Origin of the sequence: Paenibacillus sp. GYB006, assembly GCF_036577645.1 — a bacterium.
Lineage (GTDB): Bacteria > Bacillota > Bacilli > Paenibacillales > Paenibacillaceae > Paenibacillus.
Map to the genome: position 1 here is coordinate 266884 of NZ_JARBDA010000004.1, position 19659 is coordinate 286542.

The window sequence follows — 19659 nt, forward strand, 5'->3', positions numbered from 1 at the left end:
TTTTTATTGTTATGAAGTGAATCGATTTCATTATACCTTTTAATAAGTGAAGAAATTGAAATTTCTTTAATCGTAAATATTTGGAACTTGTTTTTCCTGAATTTAACTGATCATTTCTATAAACATCCTATATAATATGAAAACAAACGATTTTAGAAAGAGGGATGAGACATGGGTTTTTTTGATGGATTGCTAGGTAATGCTTCTCAAGTCAATTTAAATGAAATACAGAAGGAGTTCGCTCCTTTGCTTGCTCCAAATGAACAAATAGAGCGTGCGTACAAATTAATAAGGGATATGTTTATTTTTACGAATAAGCGTCTGATTATTGTCGATAAACAAGGGCTAACAGGGAGAAAAGTGGAGTATCATTCGGTTCCATATAAAAGTATCTCGCATTACTCCATTGAGACGGCAGGACATTTCGATATGGAAGCTGAGCTGAAAATCTATATCTCCAGCAGTACAGTACCGATTCAGAAAAACTTTAATAAAAGTACAAATATTTATGAAGTACAAAGTGTGTTGTCCTATTATATTTTGAATTAAATGAAACAAGCAGATATCAGTCATCATGGACAGTCAGGAGCGAGAAGATTATATCGATTGAAGTGTTAAATCATATACTCTTTGCAGCAAGCGTGGTCTTCGTTTGCTGCATCGTTAGTATATTTTGTATTTGGCTAAGTAGAGGTATGTTAAAGCTCTATAGAATGGTTAGAAGAGTAAGAATCAACCAAGTGTATTTAGAACCACAGGAACGTTTGAGGCTAGGAGAGTGGGCTGAACTGTTTTTATATGGGACAGCTATATTAACTCTTTTATTTTTTTGTATCATTCGAATTGTTATCGTTTTTCTAGCACCTGAAGATGCGATGGATCTACCTGAATCTGAAGGTCTAACATATAGAGATATTGTATTGTACTTCTTCAATGGACACAGAAATGAACTTGGGTGGAATCATTATATTGCGATTAGTTTAAATTCTTTAGGTGCTTTCTTTTTCGTTATCTTACTCATTATCTTGATTCTTAAATTGGCGTTAGCTATATCTGATAAATTGAGAAAAGAGCGATCCTTTCGTAGTGGAAAAGGAATGAGATTGTTAGGTAAAGAAGAAAGCAGGATAAGTACGAAATTTGTAAGTATATTCGTTTTTTTATCCGGGATTTTTCGTTATACAAGCCAACTATTTCTTTACTGGTATGAATAGATAAAAGTAAGATGCCTCTTAGTACAGTCAGAAGGGAAAATGGATTTTGGATAATGACGCAAGGACTGGGTTTACAGTAACATTGCAACATATCATAAGCGGAGATCTGAGCGAAATCATGTGGAATGATTATATAGCTCTTAGTTTATACATAGTAGGCGCGATCTGGCTTATTTCTTCTCTATATGTAGATATCAAACGGTACTGCAAACGCAGAACGAAAAAGCGTCAAGGTAGGAGTGAAAGGGACATCGCTTCAAGCAGATGGGAACAACATGCACGGGCGCGTAAGTCGCGTGGATATATAGAACCTGGGATACTCATCGCGGTTGCCTTTTTGTTTAGAGATTGGTATGCCCTTTTCTAAATGGATATTGTCTATAGCATTTATCGTCATTTGATATTATACTGTAAAAAAAATACATATGTTTGTGATGATGGGTCTCGTTATTCGGAAGAGAATCTACAGAGAACTGCTGGTACGCTGAGAGGCAGGATGAAGGCCGAAGAACTGCTCACCCCGGAGCAAGAGTGGATCATAATGTCATAATGATTGATACTCCGTCTAACCAGCGTTAACAGGTCTTTAAGATGTGGTGAAATATAAGATGTAGGATTGTCTATATCTCATCACGAAGAAGAGTGGTACCGCGTCAGACGTTTGCCTGTCGCCTCTTTTGAGGCGGCGGGCTTTTTATTTTCGATAAGGGAGGCAGTTGCTATGAGTCATATTATTGATTACTATTCCCGCTTTGATGAATGGGGAAGGCTTGACCGCGAACCACTCGAGTTTATCGTGAACATGCATTTTATAAATAAGTATTTACCGCAGCAGGGACATCTGCTGGATAACGGAGCAGGACCAGGAAAATATGCAATGAAGCTCGCACAGGAAGGATACCGGATTAGTTTATCTGATTTGACGCCTGCTCTTGTAGAAATCGCGCGAGAGCAAGCAAAGAAGCTGCACTTGGAGTCTTCCTTTACTGGTTTTCACGTTCAGAATGCGACAGATTTACATGAGCTAACAGATAACTCATTTGATGCAAGTCTGATGCTTGGGCCTATGTACCATCTTCAAAGCGAAGAAGAAAGGTTGGCAGCAGTCCAGGAGCTATATAGAGTGACCAAAGAGGAAGGGATCGTATTTGTCGCTTTCCAATCCCGTACGAGGATGCTGTTCAATTCACTCCAGAATCCCGTGCATTGGAAGCCGAATCATACGATGGAAGGGATCGAAGCGTTTTTAACCAGCAGCAGCTTTACACATGATGAACCAGGCAGATTTACGGGTGCTTACTACTATGGTGTGGAAGAAATTCAACCTTTTATGGAAAGTAACGGATTCAGTACAATTGAACTGATTGGTTCAACCAGTATCGGGGGAATGCTGGACGCAAAGGCACAAGAATACTGGAAAGAGCAAGGGGAAGAAGCTTATCAGAAGTTTATATCCATTATGATTCAAACGGCAGCTGACCCTTCGATCCTTGGCTTATCTTCCCACTTACTGTATATAGGACGTAAAAACAAAATGAAATAGGAACGTTTTCCTGATTCATATTTTTTCTTGTGAAGCACGCTGAGCAGGAGATACACACATCATAATAAAGACAATAAGAAGAAGACCGCTAGCAACCCATACAGCTTGATCTTCTAGATGATACGTAGCAAATGTTCCGATAAAAGCCCCGCCTAAAAATGAACTGATGATTGTGGCAAACTTTTTAAATTGAACGGTTGCAGATTGATCTTTACGAAACAAAGAAATATAGAGGGCTCTAGATGCTGTATATAAATTCCCTGTTGTTACCGTCGTATTATAAGTCCACCCCTCTAGAGAACGAAAGGTCGAGATTTGTAGAGAGCCGACAAATACAATTAGGATCGTTACAATCATGTTAGGAACGGACGCAGGAAGAAACCCGACGCCGAAAAGAACGAGAATCTCTAGCAAAAGTACAGCTCTCGAAGGATCTAATAATTTCCGTATGATCCAGGGATGATTGAGCATTTGCGCGACGAATACTCCGGTTATAAAGGCTGCAATAGGTGGAATGCGTACAAGAGCTTCATGCACGTTCCCCTTGGCAGCCTCGATACCGAGAAGAACCATATTCCCTGTCTGGGCGGTAGAGAATACCCCATCCCTGCCAATGTATGTATAAGCATCAAGATAACCTGCGACGAGTGATAATAAAGCACCGATATAAACCGATTCTGGAGTTAATTTCAGTGTTTTTCGTTTACTGTACATATTAGACTTCCTTTATCATTTACTTGTCTTCAAGATGCCTAATCTGTCCTTATTTTATTCACTTTAGAATGATTTAGGCTTGATACCTCGTAAGGTCAATTCGCTTCGAAAGATGGAGCTCAACACCTTCGCTCTCAAGTAAACTTTGCTGTAGCAAACGGTGTCCTTCATCACTCATCGAAATTTCCCCTTGCTTATTCACTACCCGATGCCATGGAAGACTATATTTTTCACTCATGGAATGCAGGATTCGTACGACTTGTCTTGCTCCCCGGGGACTGCCTGCCAAAGCGGCTACTTGTCCATAGGTCATCACTTTTCCCTCAGGAATCGATTGTATGATATCGATTACTCTTGCTGTAAAAGGCTGCATACTATAAACTCTCCTTCTCTTAGTCTCATGTATTTTAGTATAGCAGAAGATATAGAAGTTGAATAAAGTACGAGTTCCCCCTTCGTTAATTTCAAAATCCTGGTTCAATATATAGTAAATTGAATAATAAGGTTTATAGCCTTAATAGGATGGTTGATGTACAAGGGAGGGAACTACCCATGATTTTGAAAAAGAAAAACGGGATTTATTTAGCAGTTGCAGTTATCATTCTTATGATCATTCTTGTTTATTTTATAAGTAGGCCTGCAGGGTTGTATGGGAACGATCAAGAGTCTATTGAGAAGATTCTTCAATCTGAGCAAGTGTTTCAAAATACAGAAATAGAAATTTTAGAAATCAAAGATATCTATAATAGAAGGGAGGTTGCTTTTCTAAGCGATCAAGATCCTGCTTATGCTGAATTCAGAAAAGATGAGAAGGGGAATTATCTTCTTTCTAAGTTTCAAGATCGAAATGGGGAAGCTTTGTCTTCTTTTCTTATTCAAGAATTTGAAGATCAAGACGAAGTTCATGCCGCATCCATGTTGTATATTGCGAATCAAGATAACACGATCTCGAAGCTTGAACTTACCGTAAATGAAGAGCAAGTATTCGAGCGGGAGTTCGAGGTGAATCAGAAAGCTGTGGAATGGATTGAACTTCCGGAGTCTAATGAGTTTCAGTTCAAGTATAGATATTATGATGAGAATGGCAAACCGTTAAATGAATAAAGACAAAACTCTCTGCTCCGTTGAAGCAGGGAGTTTTTTTGATAAGAAGGTAAAATTACAAAATTATGGGTTGACTGGATGTGAAAACAAACGGTAATATATTGGTGCAAACGGTTTCATTATGGAGTGGAACAGAAACATAGATATAGAAGTGAAAACCCTATACTGTTCTTAATAAAAAGTAGAGGAGATGAGGTGATAGCCTTCTTTCAGAGACGTCAGATCATTCTGAAACTCGACACATAAGGGCAATGGTTGTCGTTTTGTGCAAACGTTTCCACAAAAGAAATGTACTTTTTAATAACTGAATAAATCAAACGAAGGAGGAATTTTTATGATGTATTCTGTCAGGCGAATGGCCATTTTGTTGTTAGTTTGTATGCTCATGATTACAGGATCAGGCTGGCCTGCACTCACTGCTTTTGCCTCGGACAATGAGGTTCCTAAGCAGCATCTACGCATCCATTACGAAGGAGACGGTGAAGGATTAGGCGTATGGACATGGGAGGATGTGGCTTCTCCGTCTCAAACATGGGCTACAGATGCAATCCCCTTTTCCGCAGAACAGCAGGATACATATGGAGCCTACGTTGATGTACAGCTAAAAGAAGATGCTCAAAAAGTAGGATTCTTAATCGTAAACCGGGAGACGGGACAAAAAGATGGGGGAGACAAAATGGTCAACTTAGAGAACTTGACTGTGAATGAAGTATGGGTGAAGAAAGGATCTGACAAAGTATATCTTATTGAACCGGAGATTACTACGGAATTGTTATCGGCAAAAGTAACTTCTGAAAATGAGATTCAGCTCCGCTTTTCAGATACAAAAGGACTGTCAGATGAACAAATCTTAAGCGAAATCATCGCAAAAGATCGTAATGGTGAAGTGGTTCAAGTGAATAAGGCAGAGATCGTGAGTGACAGAATTGTCAATCTCACAGCAGAAGTGACAATGGACAAATTGCCCGTAACCATCACTTATGCAGGGATCACAGTCACAGCTATAACCGACTATAAAATGATTGATGCTGGGTATTCGTATGATGGTAACGACCTTGGAGCTAGCTATACTCCAGAAAAAGTGACATTTAAAATCTGGTCTCCTACCGCTTCAAGCGTAACCTTGAACGTCTATGACAAGGATGATTCAACGATTCAGATTGGAAGCAAGCCGCTTACGTTGGGTGAGAAAGGCGTATGGGAAGCAGAAGTTCAGCCGTACGAGATGAATTTAGCGGATTTGAAAGGTTACTTTTATCAGTATGATGTAGTGAATAACGGAGTAAGCCGAAAAGTATTAGACCCTTACGCGAAATCAATGGCTGTGTTTCAAGTCGATACGAACGGGAATGCAGGACCTGATGAAGATACCGTTGGGAAAGCAGCCATAGTGAATCTTGAGGGTACAGACCCGCAGGGATACGATTATGCAACGATTGATGGATATAAGAAGAGGGAAGATGCAATCATCTACGAACTGCATGTGAGAGATTTTACATCAGACCCTTCTATTGAAGGTGAGTTAGGTGAAGCAAGGTGGGGATCATACGCAGCAGTTAAACAAAAACTCAGCTATATTAAATCGTTAGGAGTAACTCACGTACAGCTTCTTCCTATTATGGCTTGGTATTATGGTGATGAGACGAAGATGGGCGAACGGGAACTAACTTATTCTGCTAAAAACAATGAGTACAACTGGGGTTATGATCCGCATCATTACTTTTCTCCCGATGGTGCATATTCCGAAGATCCAGCTGATCCCGAGCTTAGGATTCGTGAAACGAAAGAAATGATCGATGCAATCCATGATGCCGGTATGGGGGTTGTTCTCGATGTTGTGTATACCCATATGGCAAAAGCAGAACTGTTGAATGATATTGTACCTAATTATTACGCATGGCAGGACGAAACAGGAAGTTTTGTTGGGGGATTCGGAAACAACCTCGCTACGAATCATGCAATGGCTGAGAAATTAATGATTGATTCTGTAAAATACTGGTTTGATGAATACAAAATTGATGGTATGCGCTTTGATATGATGGGCGATGCCACATACAGCTCCATTCAAAAAGCGTACGATGCAGCTGCATCGCTTAATCCAAAGGCTTTATTCATCGGAGAAGGCTGGAGAACCTTTAGCGGTGCCTTAGCAGAACCTTCGCTTGCCGGACAGGGTGCGGATCAAGACTGGATGGATCAGACGGATGATGTGGGTGTCTTCTCTGATGAGATCCGAAATGAACTCAAATCCGGATTTGGATCGGAAGGAGAACCGCGGTTTCTTACAGGTGGGGCTCGTGATATAGATCTCATTCTGAACAATATTAAAGGACAGCCAAGCAATACACCAGCAGATGCTCCAGGCGATATGGTTCAGTACATCGAAGCCCACGACAATCTGCCTTTATATGACGTTATTGCGCAGTCGATTAAGAAGAACCCTGCCATTCCGGAAAATGATGTGGAAATTCATCAGCGTATTCGGCTGGGGAATCTCATGATTCTTACATCACAAGGAACGGCGTTCCTTCATGCTGGTCAAGAATATGGACGAACAAAACAGTGGCTTGGAGAGGGAGTTCCGGAGCAAAAGTATACTGCCTTTGAAGACGAGGAAGGTAACGTCTTTGGTTATTTCATTCATGATTCCTATGATTCTTCAGATGCGATAAATAAATTTGATTGGTCCAAGGCGATGGATTTAAATAAATACCCGGTAAATAATGTAACACGAAAGTATACAGAAGGACTTATTCAACTCCGTAAATCAACCAATGCATTTCGTTTGGGAGATAAAGAACTGGTTGACCGTAATATCAGTTTAATCGCTGCCCCAGAGATAAAAGAGAACGATTTGATCATTGCCTACAAAAACCAATCAACAGACCAAACAGGTGATTACTATGTCTTCTTAAATGCAGACCGTTCTGAAAGAACATTAACGCTTCCTGTTGATTTAACAAAAGGAACAGTGATCGTGGATCAAGATGAAGCAGGGATATCACAGGTAGAGAACCCTTCAGGTTATGTTTTGAAGAAAGATTCCATCACTTTGGAGCCGCTTACCGCTGTCGTTATCAAAATGAATTCATCTGCTGAAAACCCTGCGGTACCAGAACCTTCAGAGCCATCAGAACCTTCTGTACCGTCAAAACCAACCCATACAACTCCTACAGCGTCTTCCGGATCAGGTCAAGAAGAGAAGTGGGAGCAAGAGTTAACTGCTTTGCTTACTAACATTCCTGCAGATCCGAAGACAGCTGCAAAAGAAATTGTAGGTATAGTTAAACCACTACTCACCGTGAATAAATTCAGTACCACCATAGACCAGACGGGAACTACAATCGTTACACCTGACTCCTCCGCATTGAATCAAGCCTATAAACGTCTTCATAGCGCACGGGATCAGATTTCAAAACTAAATAAAACACAGCATAAAGATCTGTTGCTTATATTACAGCAAGAGCTTCAGGTGGTACTCGATACAAAATCAGTTCAAGGGGAAAAGATAGCCGTCGATCTTCAGACTTCTTTTGTAGAACAAGTCCATCAATTATCATCAGGCGTTCAGTTTATATCAAATTCAGGAAGTGTGACGATCCCAGCAGGGGCGATCGAGGCGAACCATTTTATTCCTAATGGCTCTTTTGTAATAACATTATCCAAAGCTTCTGATTCCTCAACTGCGCATGATGCTTCTATGAAAGCAGTGGGAGATGGACTGACTTTCTCAATGAAGGTCATTCAAAATGGAAATGGCGGCGCCACGAGTGAAATTCATCATTTCGTAAAACCTGTGTTGCTAGAAGGATTGAACCTGTCAGAACAAGTGTCAAACTTGAATAAGACAGGATGGTATATGAAATCTAGTGATGATCAAAAGCGTAAGTACGTAAGTGATGTAAATGAGACACAGGTCAACTTATTAGAAACAAAACAAACGGGAACCTACTTCTTGCTTGAATCAACACTTACGTTCAGTGATATCCATCATAGCTATGCTAAAAATGATATTGAGTATCTTAGTGCAAGACAGATCGTAAATGGAATAACAAACAGTACATTTGCTTCTCAGATGAAGGTGACGAGGGGACAGGTTGCGGTTATTCTTGGCCGGATGTTAGGTCTATCTGAGGAGACAGCTGCAAAACATAAATTCACAGATGTTGAACCTCAGAAGTTTTACAGCGGTTATATAAATGCTCTGTCTTCAGCTGGAATTGTAGAAGGAGATCCTAATCATACGTTCCGCCCAGAACAAAACATCACCCGAGAAGAAACGATAACTGCCCTGATGAATGCGTATGAATACAAAACAGGTCAGAAATTATCCGATATTCCAGGGTATGAAGAAGCTGAATTCCGTGATATTTCTGAGGTAAGTGCTTATGCGAAATCTGCTGTGAAAGCGGCTAAAGCGCTTGGAATCATAGAAGGGAATGGGGGACAATTTCAGCCAAAAGAAATAGCCACTAGGGAGCAACTCGCGAAAATGGCAGTACAGTTCCTGAAATCTACGGATGCAGTAACTGAAGAATAAGCAGAAGGATAACAAGGAATGATTCTTGCAAATTTTCTTCTTATATTTGAATGAAAAAAGGGACAGCGAGCATGCTGTCCCTTTTTTCTATTTTGTTAGAAATGTTCGAGTACCAATTTTCCAATCATATTCCCTTGTTCGACGATGGAATGAGCTTTTCTGAGATTAGCTGCATGGATTGGTTCAAGTCTCTTCGTAAGTGTCGTTTGGATCTTCTTCTGATCCGCAAGAGTACTTAGTTTATTAAGGATGTCGTGCTGTCTGATCATATCTTCAGTCTCATACATGGCCCGAGTAAACATATACTCCCAGACCAATCCTGCACTTTTGCTTTTCAGCGGAGAGAGGTCGAGGGGATGATCCGATTCAACGATAGTTCCTATTGTCCCTTGGGGTGCAATCAGTTCACACATCGCTTCATAATGCTCTCCCGTACTATTTAGACAGAAGATGTAGTCAATATAGGTGTAACCTAGTTCTCTAACTTGAAAGACCAGATCTTCTCTATGATTTACCACATGATCTGCGCCTTGTTTCTTAACCCAGTTGATAGATTCCGGGCGAGAGGCCGTAGCAATGACTGTTAGACCAGCATACTTACCTAGCTGCGTTGCGATCGAACCCACTCCACCTGCTCCGCTAATAATAAGGAGTGTTTTATTCTGATTATCATTCGCATTTTCAGAGATGCCGATTCTATCAAACATCCCTTCCCAAGCAGTTAGGCCTGTTAAAGGCAGAGCTGCAGCTTCTGCAAAAGATAATGAAGCAGGCTTACCTCCTACGATCCGCTCATCAACAAGATGAAATTCACTATTTCCCCCCTGGCGAGTGATTGTTCCCGCGTAGAATACTTCATCTCCTGGTTTAAATAACGTGCAGGATTCACCCGTTTCTTCCACAATACCCGCCACATCATAACCAAGTATTTTGGGCTGTTCTTCTTTTTTATCCTTAGGTGCTCGGACCTTTGTATCTACGGGATTTACAGAGATCGCCTTTACTTTTACTAGCAAATCTCGACCGGACGGAGTTGGTTTTTCTATGGTTAAGTCCATGAGACTCTCTGGATCTTCAATAGGTAAGTATCTATATAACCCCACCGCTTTCATTAGCTTATCTGACATGATGAATCCTCTCCTTTTTACATATGTTCTTCATTCTCTCATCATACACTCCCTATATTACTAACCATGTTTTTGCGGAGCTATGCAGTGATGATATTCACGGAGGAATCTATGGAGAATGTATGTTTATGATTGATGATTCTTATAAAAAGGGTAAGAAGAGGGAGGAGGGATGTACAGATGATCGTAATAACACATATCGGATTATCCGTTCCAGATTTAGATCAAGCGATACGTTGGTATGAAGAAGTGCTCGGTTTTGAAAAAATAGCAGGTCCATACTCTTTCGATCAAAAAAGCGAGAATGAACATAATATGACAAACGACCTGCAAGGACAGGAAGTACGGAAAATGCGAAATGCTCATTTAACTTGTGGGAATCAGGTGGGACTTGAATTATTTGAATTCGAGGAGCCGAGAAGACAACAGGTGCCAAAGGGAGAATATGATGGATTCTTTCATCTTTGTTTGCTGGTAGACGATATTGAAGCGGTGGCTAACCGGATTGAGGCTGCAGGCGGTAAAAAGACAAGTGAAATGTGGAATACGAGGACTGATAAACCTTATTACCTGCAGTATTGCGAAGATCCGTTCGGAAATATTCTTGAATTATATAACAAAAGTACGGAACTAATGTATGGAAATAAAGAAAACTAACGTTTTATCTATAAGAAATAAGGAGAACTTCCACTTGGGTCATGGACCTGATCTTGTGGGAGTTTTTTTTATTTTGGATACGAATAGGGGTTCCTAATAAGGTTTATCAGCTTAACTAATAAGTGCTATAAGATGATTCTAATTGACCAGGTATTAACAGCTGTGGTAGTTTCAGTATAGATAAATAATTCTGATGAACTTACTGAGAATTAAATTCAATCATCCGAGGTGGATCTTATTGGAACTTCAGGCGAATAACAGCCCATTTACTCAGGAACAGACGGAACTACTTAATCGTTTATTACCTACTCTATCACAAACACAGCTCATTTGGTTAAGTGGATATTTTACCGCCAAACAAGCTGCTGGAACTCAAGTTGTTTCTAGTGATGGACCAAGCAGTCCAGTTTCTACGATCAATGAGACTTCAGCTCCTGCAGCTGTAGTTAGTAAAGACATTACAGTGCTATTCGGTTCTCAAACTGGTAATAGTAGCAGCCTAGCTAAAAAAATGACGAAAAAACTGGAGGAGCAAGGATTCCAAGTGAATCTGAGCTCGATGAGTGATTTTAAGACAAACCAACTTAAAAAGCTTCAAAACCTCCTCATTGTAGTCAGTACTCATGGAGAAGGGGAACCGCCGGATAGTGCGATTGCATTCCATGAGTTTTTGAATAGTAAACGTGCACCGAAGCTTGAACAGCTGAAATATTCCGTTCTTGCGCTTGGGGATACCTCTTATGAGTTCTTCTGCCAAACAGGTAAAGATTTTGATACACGCCTTGAAGAACTTGGGGCAAGTCGTCTGACACCGCGTATCGATTGTGATGTTGATTTTGATGAATCTGCTGCGGAATGGATGAGTCAGGTATTAGAATCCCTGGGTGAGAAGTCGGCCGCAAATCTAGTAAGTGTAAGCAGTGTAGGTGCAGCAGCATCTGTTGCCACAGAGTCAGTATATAGCCGCTCCAATCCATTCCAGGCTGAAGTGCTTGAGAATCTGAATCTGAACGGACGAGGATCGGACCGGGAAACAAGGCATTTGGAATTATCACTGGAAGGTTCGGGGCTCACTTATCAGGCAGGCGACAGTCTCGGAATTTATCCGCAGAATCACCCGGAACTTGTTGAAGATATCATCTCAGCTTCGGGGTGGAATGCAGAAGAACTCGTGTCCTTATCCAAAAATAAAGGCGAAGTTTCATTAAGAGAAGCTCTTCGATCCCATTATGAAATTACCGTTCTTACCAAACCGCTGCTTGAGCAGATTGTGAAGATTACAGCAAATGCTGAACTGAGAAAACTGCTTGAACCAGGCAATGAACAACAGCTCCGCAGTTATATTTCGGAACATGATTTACTTGATCTTATACAGGATTACAAGCTCGAAGGTGTATCTGCTAAAGACTTGGTATCTGTGCTTCGTAAAGTTCCAGCTAGACTATATTCGATAGCAAGCAGTCCAAGTGCTTATCCAGATGAAGTGCATTTGACGGTGCGTACAGTTCGCTACGAACACAAAGGACGTAATCGGTACGGAGTATGCTCTACACAACTGGCAGAACGCATTCAGCCAGGGGAGACATTACCTGTTTTTATCCAGCATAATGATGGGTTTAAGCTTCCTGATAGCCCTGACGCGCCGATCATCATGATTGGACCAGGTACGGGTGTTGCGCCGTTTAGAGCATTTCTTGGTGAAAGAGAAGAAAGCGGCAGCGAGGGCAAGAACTGGCTCTTTTATGGAGATCAGCATTTTGCAACCGACTTTCTCTATCAAGTGGAATGGCAGCGCTGGCTTGCAGACGGAATTCTTACCAATATGGATGTTGCCTTCTCCCGTGACACGGATCAGAAAGTATACGTTCAACACCGGATGCAGGAAAGAAGCCGAGAGATTTATGAGTGGCTGCAAGAAGGTGCATACATCTATGTATGTGGGGATGAGAAAAAGATGGCACACGACGTTCATTCCACGCTTGCTGCCATCCTTGTACAAGAAGGCGGCATGACGATGGAACAAGCAACCGATTATCTGATAGAGCTTCAACAGCAAAAACGATACCAGCGTGATGTCTATTAAGCCTACGGCTTTAATAGATACGAGAGGAGATTCCAGCATGGCTATAAATGAACTTTATCCACCTCAGAATGCGCCTCACAGTGATGTCGAGGAGATTAAACGCCGCAGTGATTTCTTAAGAGGAAGTCTTGTCCAAACTTTAAAAGATCCAATCACAGGATCCATTCCGGAAGATGATAACCGGTTAATGAAACACCACGGAAGTTACATGCAGGATGATCGTGACTTGCGTAATGAGCGTGCCAAACAAAAGCTTGAGCCGGCATATCAGTTCATGCTTCGTGTTCGCGCCTCAGGTGGAGTGGTCACGCCAGAACAATGGCTTATGATGGACCGTATCTCACATAAGTATGGTAATGACACCATCCGTTTAACCACTCGTCAGTCTTTTCAGCTGCATGGAGTACTGAAGTGGAATCTAAAGAATACCATTCGTGAAGTAAACGATGCGCTGCTCAGCACCTTGGCAGCGTGCGGGGATGTAAACCGGAACGTAATGTGTAATCCGAACCCTTACCAGTCTGAAGTACACGAAGAAGTATACGAGTGGGCTCGCAAAGTAAGTGAGCATCTCGATCCGAGAACGCGTGCTTACCACGAGATCTGGCTGGATGAAGAGAAGATTATCGATAGCCGTGACAACGAATGGGAACAAGAACCGATCTATGGAGCTGTATACTTACCGCGTAAGTTTAAGATCGGGATTGCAGTACCTCCAATGAATGATGTCGATGTATTTTCACAGGATTTAGGTCTTATCGCCATCGTAGAAGATGGGAAACTGAAGGGATTTAATGTCTCTGTCGGCGGCGGGATGGGAATGTCTCACGGAGATACCAAGACGTATCCGCAAGTTGGTAAGGTCATTGGTTTCTGCACGCCTGAGCAAATGGTTGATATTGCTGAGAAAATTGTAACCATTCAGCGGGACTACGGAGATCGTGCGGTTCGGAAGCATGCTCGTTTTAAATATACGATTGATGACCGCGGTATAGGCTGGCTAAAGAATGAATTAACCGCAAGACTGGGTTATTCCCTGGAAGAAGCAAGACCTTATGAATTTGATCATAACGGAGATCGTTACGGCTGGATTCAAGGAAGCAATGGGAAGTGGCATTTCACGCTGTTTATCCAGAATGGCCGTATCGTAGATCTTGAGGATTACCCGCTCATGACAGGACTTCGCGAAATTGCCAAGATTCACAAAGGGGATTTCCGCTTAACAGCGAATCAGAACCTGATCATTGGTAATGTAGGGAACAAAAGCAAGAAGAAGATTGAAAAATTGATTCAGGAATACAGACTCACAGATGGACTTCATTATTCTGCTCTTCGCAGAAGCTCGATGGCTTGTGTTGCGCTTCCTACCTGCGGACTGGCTATGGCTGAATCTGAACGTTATTTACCTTCCTTAATGGACAAAATCGAGCCTATGCTCGAACGTAATGGCCTTCGTGATAAAGAGATTGTGATTCGGATGACCGGTTGTCCTAATGGATGTGCTCGTCCGATGCTCGCAGAACTTTCGTTTATTGGAAAAGGTCCTGGTAAGTACAATATGTACTTAGGCGGAGCTCATAATGGATCTCGTCTTAATAAACTTTATAAGGAAAACATCGGGGAAACCGAGATTTTGGAATCTCTTGAGCCGATCATTTCAAGATATGCTGTAGAACGTTACGATGGTGAACACTTCGGTGATTTCGTGATCCGTGCGGAGTACGTAGCAGCAGTTTATGACGGTCAGCAATTTCATGCGTAATCGATAGTATACAGAGGTGCCTAGTACAGGCGCCTCTTCTATTTGTTTTTATATCATTTGACATACAAAGAAATCGTTGAAAATACATAAGGTTAATGATAACGTATGCGAAGATGCTGAGCGGCCATCTATAGCAGAGTCTACATAACATGTAATTACATACGATGGGGTGGTACTTCAACATGGCAACATTATTTCTGGTTATTATTTATCTTTCTTTTATTAGCTTAGGATTACCAGATTCATTGATTGGTGTAGCTTGGCCGGTTATGCAGCCAGATATCGGCGCATCTTTTGAATCAGCAGGTCTTTTATCTATGGTAGTGGCAGGGGGAACGATCGTATCCAGCCTTGCGAGCGGGAAAATTATTGAAAAGTTAGGGACGGGGTTAGTCACGCTGATCAGCTGTGTAATGACAGCAGGCGCATTGTTTGGCTTTTCTTTTGCTCCCTCTCTAGCATGGCTTATATTGTTAGCGATTCCACTTGGACTCGGCGCAGGGGCGGTTGATTCAGGGCTTAATCATTATGTTGCAACTCATTACAAAGCACATCATATGAGCTGGCTTCATTGTTTTTGGGGAGTAGGTGCGACCGCAGGTCCTATTATTATGTCCTTTTATATTGCAAGTAATGGGTGGAGAAATGGGTATACTGCTGTTGCATTTGTCCAGTTCGGACTCGTTATACTGCTTTTTGTGACACTACCGCTGTGGAAAAAGGTCGCTGCACTGCATCAGTCTTCTGGTCCAGAAGCGAAGGGTGCTTCTACAGGTGCAGAAGAAGAGCAGAGCGCAGATTCTGACCAAACTGGAATAAAACCACTAAAAATTAGAGGCGTGAAGGTTACGCTCATTGCATTCTTATTCTATTGTGGAGTTGAAATGACTGTAGGGTTATGGGGAGCGAGCTTTCTGGTGGGAATAAAAGAGTTATCTGCCGAGACGGCGGCAACGTGGGTATCCATGTATTATGGAGGAATTACCGTAGGCAGATTGATTACGGGATTTATTACGTTAAAAGTGAGTAATCAAACCTTAATTCGTATGGGACAAATAACCGCGCTTTGTGGTGTAGTACTCCTGCTGCTGCCTTTACATAGCATATTTGCTCTCTTTGGTCTTGTTCTCATCGGATTAGGACTTGCCCCGATTTTTCCATGCTTACTGCATGAAACACCCGTCCGTTTTGGCAAGGAGCACTCTTCACGTATAATGGGATATCAGATGGCCGTTGCTTATACAGGAACGACATTTCTTCCACCATTGTTCGGCGTACTTGCATCGCAATGGACCGTTGCTTTATTTCCCGTTGTGGTCTTCCTTTTCATCGTTGCCATGTTTATGGGATCAGAAAAGGTCAACCGTATGATTCAGCATCAGTAATCTATAAGGACGTGTTACCGTGGCAGAGCCGCTTAAAAATGTATATAATGAAGCTTTTTTGCTTCAGTTAAGTCAAAAAATATCAGCTGTTTATTCTCCTTTTTCAGTAGAATCCTTCATTCAGCAAGTCATGGATAAGAACTGGGAAGAGAAAGCTTTAAAAGAACGAATGCGTACGATCACGTTAGCGATGGGATCTTTTTTACCTGAGAATTACGAAGATTCCATCCAGATCTTATTTACCGTGAACGAATTTTGTTCCGGTTTTCCATATCTGATCATGCCAGACTTTGTGGAGGTCTTTGGTCAAGAGGAACAGCATTGGGACCTATCCATGCAGGCATTAGAAAAATTCACACAGCACTCCTCTGCGGAGTTTGCAGTAAGGCCATTCATTATCCGCCATCCGGAAAGAATGATGGAACAAATGATAAAATGGTCTCTACATCCTGTTGACCATGTAAGACGCTTAGCTAGTGAAGGGTGCAGACCTAGACTGCCTTGGGGACAGGCGCTCACCCTATTTAAACAAGATCCAGCTCCGATTCTTCCGATTCTGGAACAATTAAAGGCAGATCCTTCTCTATATGTACGCAAGAGTGTTGCCAATAACTTAAATGACATAGCCAAGGATCATCCGAATATCGTAATAGAAACGGCGCGTAGATGGATTGGGCAAGACCCCCATACGGACTGGATTGTAAGACACGGCTGCAGAACACTGATACGTAAAGCAGAACCAGAGGTGATGGCTCTCTTCGGATATGCTGAATCAGCGGAAGGGGCAGCATTAGTAACTGAGGCAGCGATTACGGCGAGTCCAGCCGCCTTGCACATCGGAGAAAGCTGTGATCTTAGTTATAACCTAATTGTAAGGGAAGGCGATCCTGCGCGGCTGCGTATCGAGTATGGAATAGATTTTGTGAAGTCGAGCGGACAAGTTTCACGTAAGAAGTTTCTATTGTCTGATAAAACGGTAGCGGGAGGAACACGTCTCAGTGGATCTAGAAAACACCGCTGGGCTGATTTAACGACCCGCAAGCATTATGTAGGGGTTCACCAAATCGCACTCCTCATTAATGGGCAGGAATCAGCATTTACGGAGATTGATTTGAAGCCTGCTAACTTCTCTGATTAATCCCTTTGAATTTATATACCTACGACCGAGACTGCTCAACTTCATTGAGCAGTCTTTTTTACGTCAACTCGGGGTAGGTTCCTGTTGATAATCTAGCTTTGTTTCTTAAGATGAAGATGAGCAAAAGGACACTTGGACTCTGCCGTCGAAGTATTATCATCATTTAGGAAATACTGCTTCCATTCATAATTGTCCTGACTTCCGTATGTTTGGAGATCGGGATGAATACCCACCTCGTCATAAGCTTCAATTCGTTCTCTTATTTTTGTTTTGAGCTGTGCAGATGCTTGAGCATTGGAATTAAACTCGGTAAGTACCCAGCGCGGCGTTATCGCATATATAAAATACGGGAAATAGCGGCTTTGTCTGCAATCGTGTGCGGGGGTTGCGCAGTACATAAAATACTGTTCGCCCGCATAACAATATTCCCATGCATGATGGTGCGGATCGGTTGGGATATGAGAGGGCCATTCTTCTTGATCCCTGCTGCTAACTTTACTTAGGAGGTCCCAGAACAATTGACGATAATCAGAGACCTGGTAGTTCTTTTGTATATCTGGCGGAGTATCGAAGAAAGCAATTAATGAAGTGTATTTACCAAATGCTTGAGACTGCTCTCCATACATACTCAGCAGTTCAGCAAGTTCATCAGCTGCCTGATCGGACCTCGGATCACTAAGAAAACCATATCTAAAGTGATTTAATTTAAATCCAATTGTAGCAGGTATACAAGGAAACTTATGTGTTTTATCTGTCATTTTCAATTCAAAAAGTTGAAAGGCATCTTGCTGCCATCCCCCTAGTGACAAAGTGCTTAGTTTTTCTTTCTCAAACAAGAGCATGTATGACTTCCTCCTTTGTTGCTAACGTATTAATGGAGGTCGTTATGTGTGTTTGTCCTATCTATTTAGTTTTAGCATGAAAGGAACGAATAGATGATCATAACTTTTATCATTGCTTGTGAAATTGGATTTTGGATATTCGTATTGGGCGGTCTCTACTGCAGGTATGTATTACATAAGAAAAGACTCGGAAATATACTTCTCTTCTGTACTCCGGTCATTGATCTTGCTCTGCTTGTTGCTACTGTAATTAGTCTTCAAAATGGTGCCCCAGCGACGTTTGCTCACGCACTAGCTGCTGTATATATTGGTGTGTCGATCGGGCTAGGACATCGAATGATTAGTTGGATGGATCAGAGGTTTGCTTATTGGTTTGCCAAAGGGCCAAAACCGCAGAAGAAGTATGGAAAAGAACATGCTAGAGAAGAAATGCGAGGCTTTGCCGCCCACTTGGTGTCTTGGCTGATTGGCTGCTCGCTGCTATACGGTATGATAATTTGGATAAATAACGAGTTGAATTCGGAACCTTTCCGAGAAACGATAAAGGTCTGGTCTATTATCCTTGTTTTTGATCTATTGATCAGTGCAAGCTACACGCTTTGGCCCCGCCTTGAAAAGCAGAGTAAAACAAATAGTTAGCATAAAATTGTTGTGAAAGTTTGAAGGATGCCAAAAGGCATTCTTCTTTTATTTTGGCTATGTTAAATCTCAATGTTGATGATTAGTCAAAAAATAAACGCCCTATAAAGGGCGGTTTAATAAGTTATCGTGCTTCGTTAGGTCGATGAGGTAATAAGGAATTACTCAGCATGTTTAAAATTCTTATCATCCTTACCTTCCATAGGAGCAACGCCATTTTGAGTTATATCTTTGTTTTCTGATTTATAGTTATATTTATAAACATAAATTACGTTCGGCTCATCGTTAAAAACTACATTAATGGCATAAGGACCTCCGAACTTACCTTCTCCTGATTTATTATATTTAACTTCGATATTAAACTCATTTTCTTTGTAGCCTTTTGAAACAAGATGAGCGACCACTTTCTGTTTAACCGATTCTTCAGATTCTGGTGGTCCTGAAAATATATTGCAAGCAGTTGAAAGAATACTCATTGTCAAGATAATAATTAGCAAAGCAACATTTCTCTTAAATATCATGCATATCTTCTCCCTAAACATTTTGACCAACATATCTTTCTTATTCGATGTGGTATTCTCATATTCCTTGCTGTCTAAGTAACGAAACCAAGCCAAATAATGTTTGGTTGCAACACCATTGAAACGCTCCATCCATTTCTTCAAGCGGCTGTAGTAACTGTTTACGTTTTGGATATGGTAAACGTCCTTAACGCGCTGTTTTCCAATGGATTTGAATCGGTAATGAGCCAATCCTTTTGAATTCGCATAAAAGCTGAATGCTCTCCATGAATCAGTGCAAAGCACGTTTGAGTCGGATAGATGTCCACCAATCGCTTCATCCAGCTTTGATCTATCGTTATGAATGAATTTACATATATAAATTAAGGAGCTTTTATGAAATAGCGTTAC

Annotated in this window: 17 protein-coding genes and 1 pseudogene; 12 read left to right on the forward strand and 6 right to left on the reverse strand. The window is 41.5% G+C overall.

What is annotated here, in order from left to right:
* Nucleotides 1-171: 171 nt before the first annotated feature.
* The 4 genes from PV403_RS12500 to PV403_RS12515 all read left to right on the forward strand — a co-directional run bounded on the left by PV403_RS12500 (nt 172) and on the right by PV403_RS12515 (nt 2757).
* On the forward strand, nt 172-549 hold the full coding sequence (locus PV403_RS12500) for a PH domain-containing protein (protein WP_332084842.1): 378 nt from the start codon (nt 172-174) through the stop codon (nt 547-549).
* A 164-nt stretch (nt 550-713) separates the two neighbouring features.
* Nucleotides 714-1214 (forward strand): hypothetical protein, encoded by a 501-nt coding sequence (locus PV403_RS12505; protein ID WP_332084844.1) that lies wholly within the window; start codon nt 714-716, stop codon nt 1212-1214.
* A gap of 46 nt (nt 1215-1260) precedes the next feature.
* A complete protein-coding gene (locus PV403_RS12510; RefSeq protein ID WP_332084845.1) occupies nt 1261-1581 on the forward strand; it encodes a hypothetical protein in 321 nt (106 codons plus the stop codon).
* 354 nt (nt 1582-1935) lie between these two features.
* Nucleotides 1936-2757, forward strand: coding sequence for a class I SAM-dependent methyltransferase (locus PV403_RS12515; RefSeq protein ID WP_332084847.1), 822 nt, complete (start codon nt 1936-1938; stop codon nt 2755-2757).
* 15 nt (nt 2758-2772) lie between these two features.
* On the opposite strand, the gene PV403_RS12520 is transcribed toward PV403_RS12515, so the two are convergent.
* Together PV403_RS12520 and PV403_RS12525 are read right to left on the reverse strand one after the other, a co-directional pair.
* Nucleotides 2773-3471, reverse strand: coding sequence for a YoaK family protein (locus tag PV403_RS12520; protein WP_213533796.1), 699 nt, complete (start codon nt 3469-3471; stop codon nt 2773-2775).
* Nucleotides 3472-3544: 73 nt separating this feature from the next.
* Nucleotides 3545-3844, reverse strand: coding sequence for an MGMT family protein (locus tag PV403_RS12525; protein WP_213533798.1), 300 nt, complete (start codon nt 3842-3844; stop codon nt 3545-3547).
* Nucleotides 3845-4023: 179 nt separating this feature from the next.
* On the opposite strand from PV403_RS12525, the gene PV403_RS12530 reads away from it, so the two are divergent.
* A complete protein-coding gene (locus PV403_RS12530) occupies nt 4024-4575 on the forward strand; it encodes a hypothetical protein (protein WP_332084848.1) in 552 nt (183 codons plus the stop codon).
* Between the two features lie 334 nt (nt 4576-4909).
* Nucleotides 4910-9115, forward strand: coding sequence for an S-layer homology domain-containing protein (locus tag PV403_RS12535; protein WP_332084849.1), 4206 nt, complete (start codon nt 4910-4912; stop codon nt 9113-9115).
* 95 nt (nt 9116-9210) lie between these two features.
* On the opposite strand, the gene PV403_RS12540 is transcribed toward PV403_RS12535, so the two are convergent.
* Complete coding sequence (locus PV403_RS12540) at nt 9211-10242, reverse strand: zinc-binding alcohol dehydrogenase family protein (RefSeq protein WP_332084850.1); 1032 nt, start codon at nt 10240-10242, stop codon at nt 9211-9213.
* 180 nt (nt 10243-10422) lie between these two features.
* On the opposite strand from PV403_RS12540, the gene PV403_RS12545 reads away from it, so the two are divergent.
* From PV403_RS12545 to PV403_RS12565, 5 genes are all read left to right on the forward strand, one after another.
* On the forward strand, nt 10423-10899 hold the full coding sequence (locus PV403_RS12545) for a VOC family protein (RefSeq protein WP_332084851.1): 477 nt from the start codon (nt 10423-10425) through the stop codon (nt 10897-10899).
* 238 nt (nt 10900-11137) lie between these two features.
* Nucleotides 11138-12982, forward strand: coding sequence for an assimilatory sulfite reductase (NADPH) flavoprotein subunit (locus tag PV403_RS12550; protein WP_332084853.1), 1845 nt, complete (start codon nt 11138-11140; stop codon nt 12980-12982).
* Between the two features lie 37 nt (nt 12983-13019).
* Nucleotides 13020-14744, forward strand: a complete 1725-nt coding sequence (gene cysI / locus PV403_RS12555; protein WP_332084855.1) for an assimilatory sulfite reductase (NADPH) hemoprotein subunit — start codon at nt 13020-13022, stop codon at nt 14742-14744.
* A 182-nt stretch (nt 14745-14926) separates the two neighbouring features.
* Complete coding sequence (locus PV403_RS12560) at nt 14927-16129, forward strand: MFS transporter (protein WP_332084856.1); 1203 nt, start codon at nt 14927-14929, stop codon at nt 16127-16129.
* A gap of 19 nt (nt 16130-16148) precedes the next feature.
* A complete protein-coding gene (locus PV403_RS12565) occupies nt 16149-17267 on the forward strand; it encodes a hypothetical protein (RefSeq protein WP_332084857.1) in 1119 nt (372 codons plus the stop codon).
* A 92-nt stretch (nt 17268-17359) separates the two neighbouring features.
* Here PV403_RS12565 and PV403_RS12570 read toward each other — a convergent pair whose 3' ends face one another.
* Nucleotides 17360-18109 carry a YqcI/YcgG family protein gene (locus PV403_RS12570; protein WP_332084858.1) on the reverse strand — a complete coding sequence of 250 codons (750 nt, stop codon included), beginning with the start codon at nt 18107-18109 and terminating at the stop codon, nt 17360-17362.
* A gap of 93 nt (nt 18110-18202) precedes the next feature.
* Here PV403_RS12570 and PV403_RS12575 point away from each other — a divergent pair, with 93 nt between their 5' ends.
* Complete coding sequence (locus PV403_RS12575; protein WP_332084859.1) at nt 18203-18748, forward strand: hypothetical protein; 546 nt, start codon at nt 18203-18205, stop codon at nt 18746-18748.
* Nucleotides 18749-18909: 161 nt separating this feature from the next.
* On the opposite strand, the gene PV403_RS12580 is transcribed toward PV403_RS12575, so the two are convergent.
* Together PV403_RS12580 and PV403_RS12585 are read right to left on the reverse strand one after the other, a co-directional pair.
* Complete coding sequence (locus tag PV403_RS12580) at nt 18910-19302, reverse strand: DUF3139 domain-containing protein (protein ID WP_332084998.1); 393 nt, start codon at nt 19300-19302, stop codon at nt 18910-18912.
* A pseudogene (locus tag PV403_RS12585) lies at nt 19291-19602 on the reverse strand (IS1595 family transposase); the annotation flags it as partial. The gene PV403_RS12580 and the pseudogene PV403_RS12585, both read right to left, overlap by 12 nt.
* Between the last annotated feature and the right edge of the window lie 57 nt (nt 19603-19659).